The organism is Pseudorhizobium banfieldiae (assembly GCF_000967425.1).
In the GTDB taxonomy this organism is placed as follows: Bacteria; Pseudomonadota; Alphaproteobacteria; order Rhizobiales; family Rhizobiaceae; genus Neorhizobium; species Neorhizobium banfieldiae.
Map to the genome: position 1 here is coordinate 3,906,768 of NZ_FO082820.1, position 20,790 is coordinate 3,927,557.

Annotated in this window: 20 protein-coding genes; 7 read left to right on the top strand and 13 right to left on the bottom strand. The window is 62.8% G+C overall.

Features of this window, described 5'->3' with window-relative positions:
• Window positions 1-87: 87 nt before the first annotated feature.
• The gene (locus NT26_RS18840; protein ID WP_052641010.1) at window positions 88-1,173 is read right to left on the bottom strand and encodes a DUF475 domain-containing protein; all 1,086 of its coding nucleotides are present in this window, start codon (window positions 1,171-1,173) and stop codon (window positions 88-90) included.
• Window positions 1,174-1,550: 377 nt separating this feature from the next.
• On the opposite strand from NT26_RS18840, the gene rbfA reads away from it, so the two are divergent.
• The 5 genes from rbfA (at window position 1,551) to NT26_RS18865 (ending at window position 6,873) form a co-directional block, all read left to right on the top strand.
• Window positions 1,551-1,961, top strand: coding sequence for a 30S ribosome-binding factor RbfA (rbfA, locus tag NT26_RS18845; protein WP_052641012.1), 411 nt, complete (start codon window positions 1,551-1,553; stop codon window positions 1,959-1,961).
• A 12-nt stretch (window positions 1,962-1,973) separates the two neighbouring features.
• A complete protein-coding gene (gene truB / locus NT26_RS18850) occupies window positions 1,974-2,906 on the top strand; it encodes a tRNA pseudouridine(55) synthase TruB (protein ID WP_052641014.1) in 933 nt (310 codons plus the stop codon).
• 154 nt (window positions 2,907-3,060) lie between these two features.
• Window positions 3,061-3,330 (top strand): 30S ribosomal protein S15, encoded by a 270-nt coding sequence (gene rpsO, locus NT26_RS18855; RefSeq protein WP_052641016.1) that lies wholly within the window; start codon window positions 3,061-3,063, stop codon window positions 3,328-3,330.
• 303 nt (window positions 3,331-3,633) lie between these two features.
• On the top strand, window positions 3,634-5,787 hold the full coding sequence (gene pnp / locus NT26_RS18860; protein WP_052641018.1) for a polyribonucleotide nucleotidyltransferase: 2,154 nt from the start codon (window positions 3,634-3,636) through the stop codon (window positions 5,785-5,787).
• 78 nt (window positions 5,788-5,865) lie between these two features.
• Window positions 5,866-6,873: a class I SAM-dependent methyltransferase gene (locus NT26_RS18865; RefSeq protein ID WP_052641020.1), complete on the top strand. Its 1,008-nt coding sequence runs from the start codon at window positions 5,866-5,868 to the stop codon at window positions 6,871-6,873.
• 7 nt (window positions 6,874-6,880) lie between these two features.
• On the opposite strand, the gene NT26_RS18870 is transcribed toward NT26_RS18865, so the two are convergent.
• The 5 genes from NT26_RS18870 to fabA form a co-directional block, all read right to left on the bottom strand.
• Window positions 6,881-7,276, bottom strand: a complete 396-nt coding sequence (locus NT26_RS18870; protein ID WP_052641022.1) for a type II toxin-antitoxin system HicB family antitoxin — start codon at window positions 7,274-7,276, stop codon at window positions 6,881-6,883.
• 10 nt (window positions 7,277-7,286) lie between these two features.
• A complete protein-coding gene (locus tag NT26_RS18875; protein WP_052641024.1) occupies window positions 7,287-7,469 on the bottom strand; it encodes a type II toxin-antitoxin system HicA family toxin in 183 nt (60 codons plus the stop codon).
• Window positions 7,470-7,546: 77 nt separating this feature from the next.
• Window positions 7,547-8,353, bottom strand: a complete 807-nt coding sequence (gene fabI / locus NT26_RS18880; RefSeq protein ID WP_052641026.1) for an enoyl-ACP reductase FabI — start codon at window positions 8,351-8,353, stop codon at window positions 7,547-7,549.
• Window positions 8,354-8,358: 5 nt separating this feature from the next.
• Window positions 8,359-9,582: a beta-ketoacyl-ACP synthase I gene (gene fabB / locus NT26_RS18885; protein ID WP_052641028.1), complete on the bottom strand. Its 1,224-nt coding sequence runs from the start codon at window positions 9,580-9,582 to the stop codon at window positions 8,359-8,361.
• A gap of 42 nt (window positions 9,583-9,624) precedes the next feature.
• The gene (fabA, locus tag NT26_RS18890; protein WP_052641030.1) at window positions 9,625-10,140 is read right to left on the bottom strand and encodes a 3-hydroxyacyl-[acyl-carrier-protein] dehydratase FabA; all 516 of its coding nucleotides are present in this window, start codon (window positions 10,138-10,140) and stop codon (window positions 9,625-9,627) included.
• Between the two features lie 303 nt (window positions 10,141-10,443).
• On the opposite strand from fabA, the gene irrA reads away from it, so the two are divergent.
• A complete protein-coding gene (gene irrA, locus NT26_RS18895; RefSeq protein WP_052641032.1) occupies window positions 10,444-10,860 on the top strand; it encodes an iron response transcriptional regulator IrrA in 417 nt (138 codons plus the stop codon).
• A 5-nt stretch (window positions 10,861-10,865) separates the two neighbouring features.
• On the opposite strand, the gene NT26_RS18900 is transcribed toward irrA, so the two are convergent.
• Window positions 10,866-11,504, bottom strand: coding sequence for a trimeric intracellular cation channel family protein (locus NT26_RS18900; RefSeq protein WP_052641034.1), 639 nt, complete (start codon window positions 11,502-11,504; stop codon window positions 10,866-10,868).
• A gap of 108 nt (window positions 11,505-11,612) precedes the next feature.
• Here NT26_RS18900 and NT26_RS18905 point away from each other — a divergent pair, with 108 nt between their 5' ends.
• Complete coding sequence (locus tag NT26_RS18905) at window positions 11,613-12,086, top strand: hypothetical protein (protein ID WP_425287719.1); 474 nt, start codon at window positions 11,613-11,615, stop codon at window positions 12,084-12,086.
• Between the two features lie 3 nt (window positions 12,087-12,089).
• Here the strand turns inward: NT26_RS18905 and NT26_RS18910 are convergent, their stop codons facing one another.
• The 6 genes from NT26_RS18910 to NT26_RS18935 all read right to left on the bottom strand — a co-directional run bounded on the left by NT26_RS18910 (window position 12,090) and on the right by NT26_RS18935 (window position 20,710).
• Window positions 12,090-12,881, bottom strand: coding sequence for a YdcF family protein (locus tag NT26_RS18910; RefSeq protein WP_052641037.1), 792 nt, complete (start codon window positions 12,879-12,881; stop codon window positions 12,090-12,092).
• A gap of 33 nt (window positions 12,882-12,914) precedes the next feature.
• Entirely contained in the window at window positions 12,915-13,634 is a 720-nt protein-coding gene (locus tag NT26_RS18915; protein ID WP_052641039.1) for a YoaK family protein, read from the bottom strand.
• Between the two features lie 115 nt (window positions 13,635-13,749).
• Window positions 13,750-14,961 (bottom strand): TIGR03862 family flavoprotein, encoded by a 1,212-nt coding sequence (locus NT26_RS18920; protein ID WP_052641041.1) that lies wholly within the window; start codon window positions 14,959-14,961, stop codon window positions 13,750-13,752.
• 44 nt (window positions 14,962-15,005) lie between these two features.
• The gene (locus NT26_RS18925) at window positions 15,006-15,188 is read right to left on the bottom strand and encodes a hypothetical protein (RefSeq protein ID WP_052641043.1); all 183 of its coding nucleotides are present in this window, start codon (window positions 15,186-15,188) and stop codon (window positions 15,006-15,008) included.
• Between the two features lie 54 nt (window positions 15,189-15,242).
• Entirely contained in the window at window positions 15,243-16,946 is a 1,704-nt protein-coding gene (locus NT26_RS18930) for a catalase (protein WP_052641044.1), read from the bottom strand.
• Window positions 16,947-17,095: 149 nt separating this feature from the next.
• The gene (locus tag NT26_RS18935; protein ID WP_052641046.1) at window positions 17,096-20,710 is read right to left on the bottom strand and encodes a hydantoinase B/oxoprolinase family protein; all 3,615 of its coding nucleotides are present in this window, start codon (window positions 20,708-20,710) and stop codon (window positions 17,096-17,098) included.
• Window positions 20,711-20,790: the final 80 nt, after the last annotated feature.

Below are 20,790 nucleotides of genomic sequence, written 5' to 3' on the forward strand. Positions count from 1 at the left end.
GCCGTAATCCGCCGGGCCCTGTCAAACCAATAGTTGTCACAGCTGCGTGAAGCAAAGGCGGAGGTCCTTTGCTTCACGCCTTCGCCGTCAGATTTCGCCGCTTGCCAAATCCACATCCCGGACACGTTCCTGCCGGTTGTGCCGGATCGAGGACCAGAGCGACAGGCCTATGAGGCTTGCGCCGCCGAGACCGGTGATCGCTTCCGGGATGTGGTACAGCGTCTGCACATACATGATCACCGAAAGAATGAGGATGGCGTAGAACGCGCCATGCTCGAGGTAGCGGTAGTGTGTGAGCGTCTGCTTCTCCACGAGCATGATGGTCATCGAGCGGACGTACATGGCGCCGATGCCGAGGCCGATCGCGATGATGAAGAGGTTCTGCGTCAGCGCAAACGCACCGATCACTCCGTCGAACGAGAAGCTGGCGTCGAGCACCTCAAGATAGATGAAGGCGCCGAGGCCGCCCCTTGCCGCTTCAGACATGGCTCGCTGGGAGGCATCGAGCAGCCCGCCCAGCAGTTCTACGGCCAGAAAGGTGATCAGGCCGTAGATTGCCGAGGTCAGGAAAGTGTAGGAGGCTTCCCCGTCGAGAATGTTCGAGAAGATCAGGATCAGCGCCAGCACGAAGGCGATTTCCACGCCCTTGATGGTCGCGTAACGCGACATGTACTTCTCCAGCACCACCACCCAGTGGATGTCTTTCTCGTGGTTGAAGAAGTAGGTGAGGCCGACCATCATCAGGAAGGTGCCGCCGAAGGCCGCGATGGGCAGGTGCGCGTCATGCATGATGCGGGCATATTCGTCCGGTTGGGCGGCTGCCAGCACGATTGCATCGATCGGTCCGATGCCCGCGGCGATCACCACGATCAGCAGCGGGAAGACGATGCGCATGCCAAAGACCGCGATCAGGATACCCCAGGTCAGGAAGCGCTGCTGCCAGACGGGGGTCATGTCCTTCAGCTTGTTGGCGTTGACGATCGCATTGTCGAAGGAGAGCGAGATTTCCAGCACCGCCAGAACGGCACAGATGAAGAAGACGGTCAGCATGCCGCTGACGGTCCCCGTCGTCTGCCATCCAAGCACGCCGCCAAGAAGAAGGCCGACAACGGTGACGATGATCGACCACTTCAGATAGCCGAACAGGGAGGTATGGGATTGCGCCTGGTTCATTTCCCGGCCTCCTTTTGGAGGGCCGCGTAAGAAGGCACTCGAGCAGCCGAAACCATTCCGGCATCGCTGCAGGCTAGAAGCACATGTGTCATGGACATAAAAAATCCGCCGGCTTAATTGCAGGCGGTACCGACATCGCGAGAGCGCCGTAGTACTCTCGCCAGAGGGGCCCGGCACCGGGTTCTGATCCGCGCGGCTTTTCTGCCGGCACGGAGAAGCAGACGTAGTTGGACATTTCTTGCGCCACGTCAAGGGCGGAGCGGACGCGCAGTCCTTGACCTTTGCGGCCTGACGATGCATTTGAGCCGTGAAAACCGTGAAGCGCGGCGCGACAGGCCAGGAGCCAGACGCCAGAGCCGCGCGAAAGAGATACAAGAATGGCAAAAGCAACCTCCTCGGCGCCGTCCCAGCGCATGCTTCGCGTTGGTGAGCAGGTGCGCGCCGCAATCACCCAGGTGCTGCAGCGGGGCGAGGTGCGCGACGATCTTCTGGAGAAGACCGTGATTTCGGTTTCCGAAGTGCGGATGTCGCCCGACCTCAAGATCGCCACCGCCTATGTGACGCCCCTCGGCCTGCCGGATCACCAGGCGGTCATCGACGCGTTGAACCGCAATGCGAAATTCATCCGTGGCCGGCTCGGTGGCCAGCTGCGGCAGATGAAATACATGCCGGAAGTACGGTTCCGGGACGATACCAGCTTCGACAACTACAAGAAGATCGACCAGCTGTTGCGGTCCCCCGAGGTGAGGCGCGACCTCGATGCTCCGGCCTCCGAAGACGAAGAATAAGAAAAGTTATCCATGTCAAAGCCTCGCAAGCCCAAGGGCCGCCCGGTATCGGGCTGGCTCATCCTCGACAAGCCCGTTGACTTCGGTTCGACCGAAGCCGTCTCCAAGATCAAGTGGCTTTTTAATGCCCAGAAGTGTGGTCATGCGGGAACGCTTGACCCATTGGCGTCGGGGATGCTGCCCATTGCGCTCGGCGACGCCACCAAGACCGTTCCCTATGTCATGGATGGTCGCAAGGTCTACGAGTTCACCGTGACCTGGGGCGAGGAGCGGCTGACGGACGACCTCGAAGGCGAGGTCACCCACACGTCCGAAAAGCGGCCGACCGAGGAGGATATCCTCGCCCTGTTGCCACGCTATACGGGCACGATCAGCCAGGTTCCGCCGCAGTTCTCGGCGATCAAGATCGCCGGCGAACGGGCCTACGACCTTGCACGCGACGGGGAGGTGGTTGAAATCCCCTCCCGCGAGGTGGAGATCCATCGCCTCACCCTCATTGGCTGCCCCGATGCGCATACTGCCCATTTCGAAGTCGAGTGCGGCAAGGGGACCTATGTACGGGCGCTGGCACGCGACTTCGGCCGTGATCTCGGATGCTTCGGCCATATCTCCGGCTTGCGGCGCACCTTCGTCGCACCGTTTGGGGAAGATCGCATGGTGCCGCTCGCCGACCTCGTGGCGCTCGAGAAGATCGAGGACCGGGAGGAACGTCTCGCAGCGCTCGACGCCCACTTGATCGATACTGCCGAGGCACTCTCCAACCTTCCGCATCTTGCGGTGACGGACGACCAGGCGCATCGCCTGCGGATGGGGAATCCGGTGATCGTTCGGGGACGTGATGCCCCGCTTGCCGAGCCGGAAGCTTATGCGACCGCCCGGGGACGGCTGGTTGCGATCGGCGAGATCGGGCAGGGTGAGTTCCGGCCCAAGCGCGTCTTCGGCTGAGATGATGCTGGGCCCTTCCATTTGCGGGGCATATGGAGTATAGGCACCGCCAGCATCGGGTGCCACAGGCATCCCTTTTGCTTTCACGGCCATGGCTGGACGACATCCCGGCCACAGGCGACCCCATGATCCTCACCAAGAAAGGACCTGTCCGATGTCGATTACTGCCGAGCGCAAGGCTGCGCTGATCAAGGAATACGCCACCGTCGAAGGCGACACCGGTTCTCCGGAAGTCCAGGTTGCGATCCTGACGGAGCGCATCAACAACCTGACCGAACACTTCAAGGGCCACAAGAAGGATAACCATTCCCGCCGTGGTCTGCTCGCGATGGTTTCCAGCCGCCGCTCGCTTCTTGACTACCTCAAGAAGAAGGACGAAGGCCGCTACACCAAGCTGATCGCCAGCCTGGGTATCCGCCGCTAAGACGCTTCATGGCGGGCGCCTCGCAGGAGACGCCCGCCATGCCTATTTCCGCATGATCGGAAATGCTGGCCCCGAAGGGGTCAGACTGGCAGGCCGGATGGGCCGGACCCGCCAAATCAACCGATGACCTGCCATGGGGCAGGATTGCCGGATGCTTTCGCCAGGCACATCGCCTGGCTCGTCAGGATCGAGATGATCCGCCGGACCGAAAGCCTCCCGTTGTCTTGCCCGTGTCACGTCACCACACGCGCCGGCCGTACCGTCCTCGGACGCTTCGAGGCCGCGCCACGAAGGACACGAATAATGTTCGATACGCATTCTGTTGAAATCGAGTGGGCCGGACGTCCGCTCAAGCTGGAAACCGGCAAGATCGCCCGCCAGGCGGACGGTGCCGTCCTCGCCACCTACGGCGAGACCGTCGTTCTTGCGACCGTTGTTTCGGCCAAATCGCCGAAGCCGGGCCAGGACTTCTTCCCGCTGACCGTCAACTATCAGGAAAAGACCTATGCCGCCGGCAAGATTCCTGGCGGCTACTTCAAGCGTGAAGGCCGCCCGTCGGAGAACGAGACCCTCGTTTCCCGCCTGATCGACCGCCCGATCCGTCCGCTCTTTCCGGAAGGTTACAAGAACGACACGCAGGTCGTCGTCACGGTCATCCAGCATGATCTGGAAAACAACCCCGACATCCTCTCCATGGTTGCCACCTCGGCAGCCCTGACGCTTTCCGGCGTTCCCTTCATGGGCCCGATCGGCGGCGCGCGCGTCGGCTACATCAATGGCGAATACGTGCTGAACCCGCATCTCGACGAGATGGACGAGTCGACACTCGACCTCGTCGTTGCCGGCACCCAGGACGCCGTCCTGATGGTCGAGTCTGAAGCCAAGGAACTGCCGGAAGATGTGATGCTCGGCGCCGTCATGTTCGGCCATAAGGGCTTCCAGCCGGTCATCGACGCGATCATCAAGCTCGCAGAAGTGGCTGCCAAGGAGCCGCGCGACTTCCAGCCCGAAGATCACTCGGCACTTGAAGCCGAAATGCTGCAGCACTTTGAGGCGGAACTGCGCGACGCCTACAAGATCACCCAGAAGGCCGACCGCTACGCCGCCGTCGACGCCGTCAAGGCCAAGGTGAAGGCGCACTTCTTCCCGGAAGGCATGGAGCCGAAGTATACACCGGAAGTCATCGGTGCCGTCTTCAAGCACCTGCAGGCAAAGATCGTTCGTTGGAACATCCTCGACACCAAGAACCGCATCGACGGCCGTGACCTGGAAACCGTCCGTCCGATCGTTTCGGAAGTCGGTATCCTGCCCCGCACGCACGGCTCCGCCCTGTTCACCCGCGGCGAAACCCAGGCGATCGTGGTTGCGACGCTGGGCACCGGCGAAGACGAGCAGTATGTCGACTCACTGACCGGCATGTACAAGGAGCGCTTCCTGCTCCACTACAACTTCCCGCCCTACTCGGTTGGTGAGACGGGCCGCATGGGTTCCCCGGGTCGTCGCGAGATCGGCCACGGCAAGCTCGCATGGCGCGCCATCCGCCCGATGCTGCCGACCGCCGAGCAGTTCCCCTACACGCTGCGCGTGGTTTCGGAGATCACCGAATCCAACGGGTCGTCCTCCATGGCAACCGTCTGCGGCACCTCGCTTGCGCTGATGGATGCCGGCGTTCCGATCGCAAAGCCGGTGGCCGGTATCGCCATGGGTCTGATCCTCGAAGGTGAACGCTTCGCCGTTCTCTCCGACATTCTCGGCGACGAGGACCATCTCGGCGACATGGACTTCAAGGTGGCGGGTACGGCCGACGGCATCACCTCGCTGCAGATGGACATCAAGATCGCCGGCATCACCGAAGAGATCATGAAGGTCGCACTCGGCCAGGCGCAGGGTGGCCGCAAGCACATCCTCAACGAAATGGCCAACGCCATCACGGAAAGCCGTGGGCAGCTGGGCGAATTCGCTCCACGCATCGAAGTGATGAACATCCCGGTCGACAAGATCCGCGAAGTCATCGGCTCGGGCGGCAAGGTCATCCGCGAAATCGTGGAAAAGACCGGCGCCAAGATCAACATCGAGGACGACGGCACCGTCAAGATCGCCTCGTCCTCCGGCAAGGAGATCGAGGCAGCCCGCAAGTGGATCCATTCGATCGTTGCGGAACCGGAAGTCGGCGCCGTCTACGAAGGAACGGTCGTCAAGACCGCCGATTTCGGCGCCTTCGTCAACTTCTTCGGTGCGCGTGACGGCCTCGTGCATATCTCGCAGCTCGCAGCCGACCGCGTTGCAAAGACGACCGACGTCGTCAAGGAAGGCGACAAGGTCTGGGTGAAGCTGATGGGCTTCGACGAGCGCGGCAAGGTTCGCCTGTCCATGAAGGTCGTCGACCAAGCGACCGGTCAGGAGATCCCGCAGGAGAAGAAGGAAAAGAAGAGCGAAGGCGGCGAAGCTGCCGAGTAAGGTTCTTCTTTCCTGAAGCATCGAGGCGCGGGATGGTTTCCGCGCCTTTTCTTTATCCATTTTCGAAGGTCAGCCGCGATGAGCCGAGATGCCCTGAAGACACTCTTCCATCCTTTCGCCACCGGAGCAGTCCCGGTCCCGCTGGCGGGCGAGCGTGTTCTCTTCCTGGGGGCGGAAGCCGGGCTGGGCTTTCCGGAAGGCTTCGCGGCAAAGGTGACGGCGGTACAGCCGTTCCGGCCGATGTTCCGCTTCCTGCCGGAAGGGACCCTTCCCGAAGCCGAGGGGCACGACTATGACATGGCTCTTGTCCTGTGCGGCAAGCACAAGGGCGAGAACGAGAACCGTGTGGCGGAAGCGCTGGAGCGCGTCAGGCAAGGCGGGATGATCATCGTTGCCGGCGGCAAGGAGGACGGTATCCAGCCCTTGCGAAACACGCTGCTCAAGCTCGGCATACAGCTCGATTACACCCCGAAGTATCATGGCGTGGCGATCTGGCTGGCGCGACCGCAGGATGCGACGGCTGCCATTCAGGCGCTGAAGAAGCTGCCGGTCACGGTGGAAGGCCGCTTCCAGGCCGCACCGGGGATGTTCTCCCATGACCGCGTTGATCCGGGCTCCGAGCTTCTCGCGGAGCGGCTGCCGACCGACTTCGACGGCAATGCCGCGGATTTCGGCGCAGGCTGGGGCTACCTGACCGTGCGCTTGGCGGAACAGGCACCGCGGGTCAACCGCGTCGATCTCTTCGAGGCGGACTACAAGGCGCTGGAGTTCGCGAAGGGCAACGTCGCCCGCAATTGTCCGAACCTCAACGCGCGGTTCTTCTGGCAGGATCTCGCCGTGGAGCCGCCCAAGGAGAAATACGACCTGGTGATCATGAACCCGCCCTTCCACGAGGCGCAGGCGGCCGATCCGGAACTGGGCAAGGCACTGATCCGCACCGCCGCGTCGGCGCTCAGGGGCAATGGAAGGCTGATGCTGGTCGCCAATCGCGGCCTGCCTTACGAGCCGGTGCTGAAGGAAGAGTTCAGGGAGAGTGGCGAAACCTGCCGCAACGCGCGCTTCAAGGTGCTGTGGGCGAGGAAGTAGAGACCTCTCAGGCGGCCTCGATCTCTTTTCTGGCGGCACTCGCGAGAAACGCCGAGCGAGTCAGGCCTCGCTCTCTTGCTGCAGCGTCGATGGCATCCAGCATGCCCTTCTCGAAGGTTACATTCGCCCGCACGACGCGTGAATCATCCTCTATGAAGGGTACGCGGATCAGGAACGCACCCTGAGCCAACTCATCTCGGACGGTGTCCCGCGAGACAATCTCTTCATAGCTTGATGGTACCGGCAACACCTCGTCTTCCGACCAGAGCCTCAGCGCCTCCGTTGCATTGGCAACCAGATCATCCTCTCCATCCGCGGCGGAAAAGACCGATGGCAGATCGGGGAAGCTGACGCCGAAGGCGCTGTCGTGGTCCTTGTGAACAAGCGCTATGAAGTGCTTCATCCTGTCCGTCTCACACCCAGCCGGCCTGTTTGGCGATAGCCTTTGCAGTGCCCAGCGGCAAATCCTTCTTCGGATGGGGAACAATGATTGTCACCGTCCCCTTCCGCAGCTTGTGATGAGATCCCTTGACTGAAACCAGCTCAAATCCTTCCCGTTTCAAGCGGGAGAGAATCTTCTGACTGTTTCGCTCCATGGGGCCACCTTAGCTTCTTTGAAAGATAGCTTAGTAGACCCGTCCTAGCAAGATGCGCATTATAATGCGCATCAGTATTATTCTACGTCCGCCTTGCGGAGCCGCTCGAGAGTCGGCAGCGACGTGATGTTGTAACCCGCGTCGACGAAATGGATTTCCCCCGTCACGCCGCGCGAGAGATCCGACAGCAGGTAGAGCGCCGATCCACCGATGTCCTCGATGGTCGCCGTGCGCCGCAGGGGCGCGTTCTTCTGGTTCCACGAGTACATGGCGCGGGCGTCGGAAATACCGGCGCCGGCGAGGGTGCGGACGGGGCCGGCGGAAATCGCGTTGACGCGGATGTCTTGCGGACCGTAGTCAGCCGCCAGATAGCGCACCGAGGCCTCAAGCGCAGCCTTGGCCACACCCATGACGTTATAGTTGGGAATGACGCGCGTGGAGCCGCCATAGGTCAGCGTCAGCATCGAGCCACCCTCGGTCATCAGACCCGCGGCGCGTTTGGCGACCTCCGTGAAGGAGAAGCAGGAGATGACCATGGTGCGCGTGAAATTGTCCCGCGTGGTATCGGCATAGAGCCCCTTGAGCTCGTTCTTGTCTGAAAAGCCGATCGCGTGGACGAGGAAGTCGAGCTTGCCCCAGCGCTCGCGGATGGCCTCGAAGGTAGCGTCAACGGAGGCGATGTCTTCCACGTCGCACGGCAGCAGGAAATCAGAGCCGACTTCCGCGGCGAGCGGCTTCACCCGCTTGCCAAGGGCCTCGCCCTGATAGGTGAAGGCGAGTTCGGCGCCCTGGGACGCAACTGCCTTCGAGATACCCCAGGCGATGGAGTGATTGTTCGCGACCCCCATGATCAGGCCGCGCTTCCCCTGCATGAACCCTGTCATGAATTCTACCCGTTGTAGCGCTGGAAGACGAGCGTGGCGTTGGTGCCGCCGAAGCCGAAGGAATTGGAAAGCACCGTGTCGATCTTCGCATCGTCGATGCGCTGGCGCACGATCGGAACGCCTTCGAATTCCGGGTCGAGCGTCTGGATATGCGCGCTCTCACCGATGAACTTCTCCTGCATCATCAACAGGCCATAGATCGATTCCTGTACGCCGGCGGCACCGAGCGAATGGCCCGTCAGCGACTTGGTGGACTGGATGTGCGGGATGCGGTCGCCGAAGACCTCGCGGATGGCGCCGATCTCCTTGGAATCACCGACGGGCGTCGAGGTGCCGTGGGTGTTGATGTAGTCGACGTCTCCCTTCACCGTGGACAGCGCCTGCCGCATGCAGCGGACAGCGCCTTCGCCTGAAGGAGCCACCATGTCGTAGCCGTCGGAGGTCGCGCCATAGCCGACGATCTCGGCATAGATCCTGGCGCCGCGCGCCTTGGCATGCTCCAGTTCCTCGAGCACGAGGACCCCTGCACCCCCTGCGATGACAAAGCCGTCACGGTCGACGTCATAGGCACGCGAGGCACTTGCCGGCTGGTCATTGTACTTCGTGGACATCGCGCCCATCGCGTCGAAGAGGTTCGACATGGTCCAGTCGAGGTCTTCGTGGCCGCCGGCGAACATCAGGTCCTGCTTGCCCCACTGGATCATCTCCGCGGCATTGCCGATGCAGTGGGCCGAGGTGGAGCAGGCCGACGAGATTGAATAGTTCACGCCATGGATCTTGAACCAGGTAGCAAGCGTCGCCGATGCCGTCGAGGACATGGCCTTCGGCACGGCAAACGGGCCGATCCGCTTCGGGCTGCCGTTCTTGATGGTGATGTCGGCCGCTTCGATGAGGGTGCGGGTCGACGGGCCGCCTGACCCCATGATGATGCCCGCGCGCTCGTTCTCGCTGTAGTCCTTCTCATCGAGACCGGAATCCGCAATCGCCTGCTTCATGGCGACGTGGTTCCAGGCACCGCCCTGAGACAGGAAGCGCATGGCGCGACGGTCGACGAGATCGGTCGGATCGAGGTCGGGCCGGCCCCACACCTGGCAGCGGAAGCCGTGGTCGGCGAAATCCTGCGAGAAGGAGATGCCCGACTTTGCCTGGCGGAGAGATTCGGTGACTTGGGAAGCGTCGTTTCCGATGGAGGACACGATGCCGAGACCCGTGACAACAACCCGTCTCATCTTGATGACCTTTTCTGCTTGATGCCGCGCCGGTGCCGTAGCTCAGGCGGCCTTTTCCTTCGACAGACCGACACGCAGGTCGGTTGCCTGATAGATGGTTTCCCCGTCCGCCTTGACCCAGCCGTCGGCGATGCCGAGCACCAAACGACCGCGCATGACGCGCTTGAAGTCGATGCCGTATTCCAGAAGCTTCGTGTGCGGACGAACCATGCCCTTGAACTTCACCTCACCGGTGGACAGAGCCATGCCGCGACCTTCCTCGCCCAGCCAGCCAAGGTAGAAACCCGTGAGTTGCCACATGCCATCCAGGCCGAGGCAGCCCGGCATGATCGGGTTGCCCTGGAAGTGGACCGGGAAGTACCAGTCGTCCGGATGGACGTCATACTCGGCGCGAATATATCCCTTGCCGAACTCGCCCCCGGTCTCCGAAACATCGGTGATCCGGTGCACCATCAGCATGGGGGGCAGGGGTAGCTGGGCATTGCCCGGCCCGAACAATTCCCCCCGGCCGCAGGCGAGGATTTCATCGTAAGAGAAGCTTGACTGTCTTTCCGTCATCAAAGTTTGGTTCCCTCGTGCCGAGCCAGATCATTATGACAGGGACGGCGGAAATTGAAGCACAACCATGTCCGTAGCGAAAGCGTATACGGTTGACCGGACGATCTCGGCGGACAGCATTCATGGGACCGCATATAGGAAGCTTGGCCCGCAAGCCAGAGGTCGACGACGAAAATGCTCGTTTTTGGGAAGCTCCTGCCCGGGGTCCAAGCACTGCGCACCCTATTGAAAGCGGGGCCGGCAAAAGTTATATCCGAAACTCAAGATAGTATGTCACAGACAGTGATGGGGCGTGTTGGCAGTATGGCAGGGGCTTTGTTCAGCATAGAGACGAAGTTGCGCGATTGCGGCTTGCGGCCGACGCGCCAGCGCATCGCCCTCGCCGAGCTGCTTTTCGCCAAGGGCGACCGTCACCTGACGGTGGAAGAGCTGCACGAGGAGGCAATCGCCGCCGATGTGCCGGTCTCGCTCGCCACGGTCTACAATACACTGCACCAGTTCACCGAAGCCGGGATGATCCGCGTGCTGGCGGTGGAGGGCGCCAAGACCTACTTCGACACCAACGTCTCCGACCACCATCACTTCTTCATAGAGGGCCGCAACAAGGTCCTGGATATCCCCGTCAGCAATATCGAGATCGGCAACCTGCCGCCCGCTCCGGAAGGGATGGAAATCTCCTATGTCGACGTCGTGATCCGGCTCCGCGAGAAGAAGAGCTAGGTTTTTCAGCGTTTGCCAATGGCATCTTCTGGATCGCGCCCGGCTCTCGGCCGGTACCGCGGGATGGTCCACCCGTAGCGGATCCCTCCGCCACGCAGCCCAAATGCAACGACGAAACCCGCGGCCGAGCTTGCGAGCGACGGCATGCCCAGGACTTCGAGCAGGGTGAAGGCCCCGGCGCCGGCAAGTGCGGCGGAAATATAGACTTCGGATCGCAGGAGAACGGAAGCCTCGTCGGCCAGCGTGTCGCGGAGGATCCCGCCGCATGTGGCCGTCAGGACGCCTGTCACGATGGCGATCGATGCCGAGCTCGTCGAGGCAAGCCCTATGGCGGCACCCATCACGCTGTAGGCCGCAAGTCCGACGGCGTCGAGCCAGAGCAGCAGCCGGTATCGCCACTCGACGAGATGGGCTGCGAAGAACACGACGACGCCGGTGGCGACGCAGGCGAGGATGTAGGCCGGATCGATGACCCAGAAGACGGGCGTTCGTCCCAGAACAAGGTCCCGGAGCGTTCCGCCGCCGACGCCGGTCAGCGCCGCGAAGAAGAGGAAGCCGATGATGTCGAGCTGCTTGCGCGAGGCTGCCAGTGCGCCTGTCGCGGCAAAGACCACCACACCGGCGTAGTCCAGTATGTAGAGCACGTCTCACCCTCCAGCGTCGCGCAAGTGCCATGCGTTAGCACGACTTCATGTATTCGGTCTTCTTACGCGCGTCGCGCGAGGAGGCGAAGGGGTTAGGAGCCAATGCCCGTGAAAAAGCATCTGATCATCGCCGCGCAGGTCCTGGGGCTGGCGCTCGTACCGACGGCAGCACCGACGCAGCAGCAGTTGTTGAACGATCCGGAGATCTACGAGAAGGATCATTTCCGCAAACAGTGCAAGATCGCCCAGTTCGGCAGCGGCTTCATGACCCGGCTGGACATCAACAATGATGGCATCGTCGATGCTGTCAGCAATCACGGCGAGATCACCTGCGACGGGACGCGCGGCCCGGACTGCAATGAAGACGGCTGCCCCTACAACTTCTATCTGCGGGCCAAGGAGGGCGGCTACTTCATGATCGCCACCGCCCGCGTCTACGGCTACGATTTCATCAAGCGCTTCGGCAACATGGTCTTCGTGATGAAGATGCACCCGCGCTTCTGCGAGCGCACGGACGACAAGCCCTGCGAGATGACCGTCCGCGTGCGCGGCGGACGCTTCGTGACAATCTCGCGGAAATAGCAGTCATTCGGCTGGGAATACGTTGTCGATGCGCCCGGTGGCATAGTAGCCGACCAAGCCCAGCCACTCACGCACCGCAGTCGATGTCAGCTGTGCGTTCGAGGTCGGCTGGGTGAAGTCGAAGCCGAGGTGCAAGATGCCGCTCGTTCGGTAGTCGACCGGCCAGGGTGTGACGGGTATGCCTGCCCTTCGGAAGAGCCCCATGGACCGCGGCATGTGAAAGGCGGAGGTCACCATGAGGCAGTCCGTGATGCCCTCTCGCGCCAGAACATCCTTTGTCTGCTGCGCATTCTCATAGGTCGTGCGCGAGGCGTTTTCCTTCACCAGCCGGTCCGGCGGGATGCCGAACGCAGAGAACAGACGCTCCGATGCACTGGCCTCGCCCTCGTAGGCGCCGCTGATCGACCCGTCGCCGCCAGACACCAGGATGCGGGCTCCAGGATGACGAAGCGCAAGCCGAAGCGGCTCGACGAATCGTTCGGCCGCCTGGTTGAACTCCACGCCACCGCGGCTGGTTGTGACCTCGTTTTCCATGGCGCCGCCGAGGATGAGGATACAGCCCACCTCCTGCGGCTCCTCAGGCGGCTTCGAAAATCTCGCTTCCAGCACCTGCAGGGCAACGCCGCCTGCCGTCGTATAGAGGGTCACGAAAAGGATGAGAGCGGCGAGCGCTGCCGCAATCCCGCCGGTACGGCGAAACCCGGTAAACGCCAGCAAGGCACCGAAGGTCGCGAGCAGGAAGGCAAGGGAGAGCGGCTGGACTGCGAGCCAGAAGAGCTTGGAGAAGATGAACATGATAACATCTGTCGCCGCATTTGATCAGCGCTGTCAACGCCGCCGCCGACCTTTCGGCACGATCGCTTGCTGGAAATGGAGATGAAGCGGGCGCGGCAGGAAGACGGTCGCGATGGCGATGGTCACGATGCCGATCACCACGGCCCACAATGCATCCTTGCCGAGCCAATGGGTCAGGAAAGCGCCTGAGACCGCACCGGAGGCCATGCCGCTCCACGGGATCGTCTGTATGACCCAACCTGTCGGATTGCGGTCGCCGACGATCCACCGGCCCACGCCTCGCCCGAAACGGGACAGCGCCCCGGTGATATAGGTCAGGCCGATCGGCAGGCCCTCGATATGCTCGACCGTGGCGTTGATCATGCCCATTGCCAGGATGATGAGGTAGAACTGGATGCGACGATAACCTTCGTCCGGGATCAGGGCCGCAATCGCGACGACAAGAGCGACGCTGGCGAGGACGGCGAAGGTCCGGCGGCTGGAGAGCGTGTGGGCAATGATGATGCCCAGCGCATTGCCGATGATGAAGACCCAGAGTGCCGCGAGCAGCACGATCGCGTGCCCATAGTTGCCGTCGGCGAAGGAGAGCGCGGCGCGCGTCGTGTTGCCCGTCATGAAGGATACGAAGTCGCCGGTAAGCATAAGACCGACGGCATCGGTCATTCCTGCAATGAAGGAAATGGCCGCAACGAGGATCAGCCCGGTTACGGTGCGTCTGGTGCTGACGATATGTCGGCGTCGGGTAAGCGTCATGTGCAGGCGGCCCTGGAGCGTCAGAAAGCGGTAGTCGTTGTACCCTAGCCTCGCATCGAGGCTGGATGGAAGCCGCTTCGTCTATGACCTGTTGCCGCGGATACCGGCCGCTTCCTCAGCGACCGGCGAGCCACTCCTCGATACCGCGCGCCGCAGCCCGTCCGGTGGCAAGGCAGGCGGTGAGAAGGTAGCCGCCGGTCGGCGCCTCCCAGTCGATCATCTCGCCGGCGACGAACACGCCCGGAAGCTGCTTCAGCATGAACGTCTCATCGATCGCGGACCAAGCGATGCCACCCGCAGACGAGATAGCCTCCTCGATCGGTCGTGGCCGCAGGAGCGGGATCGGCAGCGCCTTGATGCGGGCAGCAACTGTCTCGGCGTCGAGAAGGGCGGCGTTCGGAACGCACTCCCGTAGCAGCGCGGCCTTCACGCCTTCCAGCCCACTTGCCTTGCGCAGCCGGTTGGCGAAGCTTGCCTTGCGGTCCTGTCGAGCGAGATCGCGGGCAAGCCGTGCCTCTGTTCGACCGGGCGCGAGATCGACTACGAGCGCTGCTTCGCCTGTCAGCTCCAGCCGGTCGCGCAGCGCTGCGGCATGGGCATAGACGAGGCTGCCTTCGATGCCGTGCCGCGAAATCACGAACTCTCCCGGGATCGTGCCGGTATCTGATGTCGCAGTCACCGACTTGACCGGGGCGCCAGCGAACCGCTCGCGGAAGGCGTCGCTCCAGGCGACGTCGAAACCGCAATTGGCGGGACGGAAGGGATTGATCCGGACGTTGCGCGCCTTCAGCCACGGCACCCAGGCGGCATCGGAGCCGAGACGTGGCCAGCTGGCGCCGCCGAGGGCGAGCACGCATGCGTCCGCGCGAACGAGCAAGGGGCCGGCCGCGGTGTCGAACGCATATCCGCCATTCTCGAACCCGATCCAGCGGTGGCGCGGCATGAGCCGGCCCCCCTGGTGCTCCAGCCGGCGCAGCCAGGACCGCAGCAGCGGCGAAGCCTTCATGACCCTCGGGAATACACGCCCCGAGCTTCCCACGAAGGTTTCCGTACCGAGACCTTGGGCCCAGTTGCGGATGTCCTGCGGGGGAAACTCATCCAGTGCCGGGCGCAGCCGCGCGTTGGCGCTGTCGAAGCGGGTTCGGAACGTATCGTATTCTTCCGAGTGGGTGATGTTGAGACCGGACTTGCCAGCGAGCAGGAACTTGCGGCCGAAGGTCGGCATGGCATCATAGACCGTGACGTCGCAGCCGCCAGCCGACAATACCTCGGCGGCCATGAGCCCCGCGGGTCCGCCGCCGATGATTGCGATCGTCTTGCCTTTCATTCGCGCCGTCTAGCATGGCCGGCGCGGCAAGGGGAGGTGGTTTGTCAGCCGGCGCCGCCAACCGGCGTCAGCACCTTGCCGGTCCCGCCGCAGTCCGGGCATTCGGCCCCATCGATCCGGCCGGAGCCCGAGCAGCGGCGGCACGTATTCTCCGCCGCATTGGGTGTGCCGGGTGGCACCGCATCGGAATTTCTATGGTTCGCGTCGCGAGGCTCGCTATCACTCATGATCGATCCTTCCGTTGAAGAAGCGGCCGGCCTCGTGGAGCCGGCCAGCAGGGGTCATTCCGCCGCCTGGCTCCGGGTCATGCCCTCGTTCGGCAGCTTGCCCATAAGGACTTCCTCGGCGGAGGCCTTGTAGTTCTTCACCGAACTCGTCCACTGGCCCCAGACCGTCGGATCGATCTTGTCGCCATTGTTGCCCAGGTTCTGCAGGCGCCTCTGGTCCTCGTCCGTGAGGATCTGCTTCGGCAGCGGACCGAGCTTCCTGACGTCGTCGGCACTGATGCCGAGCTTCTCGCCGACGCGACGACCGTAGTCGTCATGGACGAGGAAGAAGTGCCAGAGCATGCGCTCCTGGATGTCGCGCTCGCACTGGCCGAGCAGGTCGCCCATGTTGAAGACGAGGTCATCGCGTTCCCAGTCCATCATCGTGCAGTAGCGGCCACGCGCCTGGACATAGTCGTTGCGGCGCTCCAGCACGCTGCGCGTCAGCCGGCCATGGATCTCGGGCGGATTGTTCGGCTGCTCGACCGGGCTCTCGGTGAGGCCGTTGTGCATCGAGGGCTCGTAGTTGACATGCGGGTTCTGGCCCGGCGCCATCTCGCGGCGATAGGACATCGTACCGCCGGAGAGGTTGGTCGCGACCTTGGCGTTCTTCGCCTGGTTGACTGGCAGCTGCAGGTAGTTCGTTCCGACGCGATAGCGTTGCGTGTCGGAATAGGAGAAGGTCCGCCCGACCAGCATCTTGTCGTCGGAGAAGTCGAGACCATCGACGAGCACGCCGGTGCCCATGGCGATCTGTTCGTTCTCGTTGAAGAAGTCCTCGACATTGCGGTTGAGCGTCATGGTGCCGATGTGGCGGAGCGGGAAATCCTTCTCCGGCCAGATCTTCGTATCGTCGAGCGGATCCCATTCGAGTTCAGGATGATCATGGTCTTCCATGATCTGCACATACATGTCCCACTGCGGATACTCGCCCCTTTCGATGGAGGTGAAGAGATCCTTGGAGGCCGAGCCGAAATCCTGGCCCTGCACCTTGGCCGCTTCCTCTGCGGTGAGGCTCGCAATGCCGCAGCGCGGATGGAAGTGATACTTCACCAGACAGGTCTCGCCCTGGGCATTGACCATCTTGTAGGTGTTGACGCCGAAACCCTCCATGTGGCGATAGCTCGCCGGAATGCCGCGCGGTGAGAACAGGTGCGTCAGCATGTGCATGGATTCGGGCGTCTGAGACATGAAGTCGAAGATGCGGTTCGGCTCCTGCCGGAAGGTCACCGGATCGGGCTTCAGCGAGTGAATCACGTCCGGGAACTTGATGGCGTCGCGGATGAAGAAGATTGCAAGATTGTTACCGACAAGGTCCCAGTTGCCGTCTTCGGTATAGAACTTGACGGCAAAGCCGCGGGGGTCACGCGCAACCTCTGATGAATCGCGGCCGCCGATCACGGTGGAGAAGCGGATCGCCAGCGGCGTCTTCTTGCCCGCCTGCTGGAACAGCTTGGCGCGCGTGTATTTCGACGCAGGCTCGTCGCCGATCTTGCCGGTCGCCTCGAATTCGCCGTAGCAGACGAAGCCGCGTGCGTGGACAACCCGCTCCGGAATGCGCTCGCGGTCGAAATGGGTGATCTTTTCGAGGAACTGGTAGTTCTCGAGCGTCGCCGGACCACGTGAGCCTACCGTGCGCTGCGACTGGTTATTGGCGATCGGATGGCCCTGACGGTTGGTGAGGACCCTGTCGCCGCCGGACATGTTCTTCTCGTCCATCGTCTTCCCTCCTGTTTTCTTGGAATTTAGGAGGGCGCGACGATACCCGCACGCCCCCGTGAGGAAACACGCGGACGACCAATGGGTTCCCGGAGCGACCGGAAAACGGAAACGGGCGGCGTCGTGCCGCCGCCCGCTCAGCCTTAACGTCAGTTGCGGGTTCGATAGCCGCCGCCGGTGGGCGTGACGACGGTCACCGCTTCGCCGGCCTCGAGGATCGTCTGGCCGCAGCCGCCGAGGTCTTCGAGCCGCCCATCGAGCCGACGGACGATGGTCTGGCCAAGCTCACCGGCCTCGCCTCCCTCAAGGCCATGCGGCCGAATGGTGCGGTGGGAAGAAAGAATCGCGCAGTCCATCCTCTCCAGGAAGCGGATGGTTCGCTTCGTCCCATTGCCGGCCGACCACCTGCCCTTGCCGCCGGAGTTCTTCCGGATGTGGAAGTCCTCGAGCAACACGGGATAGCGCGTCTCCAGGATTTCGGGATCGGTGAGGCGCGAATTGGTCATGTGGACATGCACCGCATCTGTGCCGTCGAAGCCCGTCCCATCATTGAAGACGCCAGCGGGCGAGCCGGAGCAGAGCGTTTCATAGTACTGGTAGGTTTCGTTGCCGAAGGTCAGGTTGTTCATCGTGCCCTGGCTCGCGGCGATCGCACCGAGAGCGCCGAACAGGGCATTCGTGACGTGCTGGCTGGTCTCGACGTTGCCGGCAACGACCGCGGCCGGATATTGCGGCTTCAGCATCGAACCCTCCGGCACGATGATGCGGATCGGCCGCAGGCAGCCGGCGTTCATCGGGATCGAGCTTTCGACCATCACGCGGAAGACATAGAGCACGGCGGCGCGGGTGACGGGCTCCGGTGCATTGAAGTTGTTCGGCTTCTGCGGACTGGTGCCGGCAAAGTCGACCGTTGCCTCTCGCTTTTCCTTGTCGACGGTGATCTTCACCTTGATCGTGCTACCCTGGTCGGTGTCGTAGGAGAATTCGGAATCTCCGAGCTTCTCGACGACGCGGCGCACGCTCTCCTCCGCATTGTCCTGCACATGGCCCATATAGGCCTGCACCACGTCGAGCCCGAACTGCGCGATCATCTTGCGCATCTCATGCACGCCCTTCTCGTTGGCGGCGATCTGGGCGCGCAGGTCCCCGACGTTCTGGGCCACGTTGCGGGCCGGATGGGGGTGATCGGAAAGAAGACGGGTGATGCCGTCCTCGTCGAAGCGTCCCCGATCGACCAGGAGCACGTTGTCGAAGAGTACCCCTTCCTCGTCGACGGTGGTGGCGAGCGGCGTCATGGAACCGGGGGCGGTGCCGCCGACATCCGCATGGTGGCCGCGCGAGGCGACGTAGAAGAGGATATTCTTGCCCTCGCCATCGAAGACCGGCGTTACCACCGTGATGTCCGGAAGGTGCGTGCCGCCGTTATATGGAGCGTTCAGGGCGAAGACGTCACCGGGACGAATCCGGCCCTTGTTCTGGGCGATGATCGACTCCACAGAACGATCCATGGATCCCAGATGCACCGGCATGTGCGGCGCATTGGCGACCAGCGCACCGTTCTCGTCGAAGATGGCGCAGGAGAAGTCCAGCCGCTCCTTGATGTTTACGGACGACGCCGTGTTCTGGAGCGTCACGCCCATCTGCTCGGCAATCGACATGAAGAGGTTGTTGAAGACCTCGAGCAGCACCGGATCGGCTTCCGTGCCGACCGCCTTGCTGCGCGCGAGCGCCTTGACCCGCTTCAGCACGACATGGTCGAGCGCGGTGATCCCGAACGCCCAGCCATCCTCGACCACGATCGTCTGGTGCGGCTCGACGATAAGGCATGGGCCGGCGGCTCTCGCGCCCGGACGGATGTCGGCGCGGCGGTAGACCGGCGCCTGGCGCCATTCTCCGCCAGAGAAGAAACGCGTTTCCTCTGTGGCAGTGGGAGCGGCGTCGTCGATGGCATGGGTCGGTTCGGTGGATTCTGCACCGCCGCCGATGGCTTCGACTTCATAGGATTCGAAGATGATCTCGCGGTTCTCGAAGATGAAGCCGAACTGTTTGCGATGAAGCGCCTCAAAGACCTCGGTCATTTCCGAGACTGAGGACACGGGGACCGCAAGCGTCGTATCGGTGCCCTGGTAGCGCAGGTGGGCGCGATGCAGGACATCGGTGTCGGCTTCGATCACGCCTTGCGCAGCCATCTCCTGCAGCACGCTCGCTGTTAGCTCGTCGCGCACTGGCGGCAGCGCATCCAGAGCCTCGCCGAGAGCGACGGAAACGGTCTTCTGGCGGGTGGCGCGAATGTCTGCAAGTCCCATACCGTATGCGGACAGGATGCCGGAGAAGGGGTGGATCATGACGGTCGAGATGCCGAGCGCATCGGCCGTGAGGCAGGCATGCTGGCCGCCGGCACCGCCGAAGCAGGTCAGCACGTAATTGGTGACGTCGTAACCGCGTTGGACGCTGATCTTCTTCACCGCATTCGCCATGTTCTCGACGGCGATCGCCAGGAAGCCATCTGCGACTTCTTCCGGCATACGCCCGTCGCCGATGGTCATGGCCATGTCCTCGAAGGCAGCGCGAACGGCAACTGCGTCGAGCGGCTGGTCGCGGTTCGGGCCGAAGATCTTCGGGAAGAGCTCAGGCGAAAGCTTTCCGAGCATGACGTTGGCATCGGTGACGGTGAGGGGCCCGCCGCGGCGATAGGCTTTCGGGCCGGGATTGGCGCCGGCGGAATCCGGCCCGACGCGGAAGCGCCCGTTCTCGAAGTGGAGGATGGAGCCGCCGCCGGCCGCAACGGTGTGGATGGACATCATCGGCGCGCGCATCCGAACGCCGGCAACTTCCGTCTCGAAGGACCGCTCCAGCTCGCCATCGTAGTGGGAGACGTCCGTCGACGTGCCGCCCATGTCGAAGCCGATCATGCGGTCAAAGCCGGCGAGCCTTGACGTCTCCACCGCGCCGACGACACCGCCGGCGGGGCCGGAGAGGATGGCGTCCTTGCCCTGGAAAAGGTCGGCAGCCGTGAGGCCACCCGAGGACTGCATGAACATCAGACGCGCCCCGCCTTCGGCGTCGGCACCGAGTTCGGATGCTACCTGCTCCACGTAACGGCGCAGGATCGGCGAGAGATAGGCGTCGACGACCGTCGTGTCGCCACGGCCCACCAGCTTGATCAGCGGCGAGACCTCGTGGCTGACAGAGACCTGGGTAAATCCGATCTCGCGTGCCACCTTGGCGGCCGATTGCTCGTGCTGCGGGTACCGGTAGGCGTGCATGAAGACGATCGCGACGGCGCGGAATCCGGCATCGAACTGCGCCTGCAGGTCGCGGCGGATGACGGCTTCGTCGGGGGCTGCCTCGATCTCGCCATCGGCCCGCACGCGTTCGTCGACTTCCACCACGGCGCTGTAGAGCAGCTCCGGCTTGATGATCCTCTTGGCGAAGATGTCGGCCCGCGCCTGGTAGCCGATCGCCAGCGCATCGCGGAAGCCGCGCGTCGTCACGAGCAGTGTTCGCTCGCCCTTGCGTTCGAGGAGGGCATTGGTCGCAACCGTGGTCCCCATCTTCACCGCACCGATCGCGCCGGCAGGGACAGGTTCGCCCGGCTTTAGCTCCAGGAGTTCCCGGATTCCCTGGACGGCAGCATCCCGGTAGGCCTCAGGATTCTCAGAGAGGAGCTTGTGCGCGATCAGCGAACCATCCGGCCTGCGCCCGACGATGTCGGTGAACGTGCCGCCGCGATCGATCCAGAAATCCCACTTGCCGCTGGTCATGACGAGCCCCTCGTTGATTGCTTTTCCCTTACGAATACATTTCGTCGATAAAACGTCAATGATTGATTGACAGCAAAATG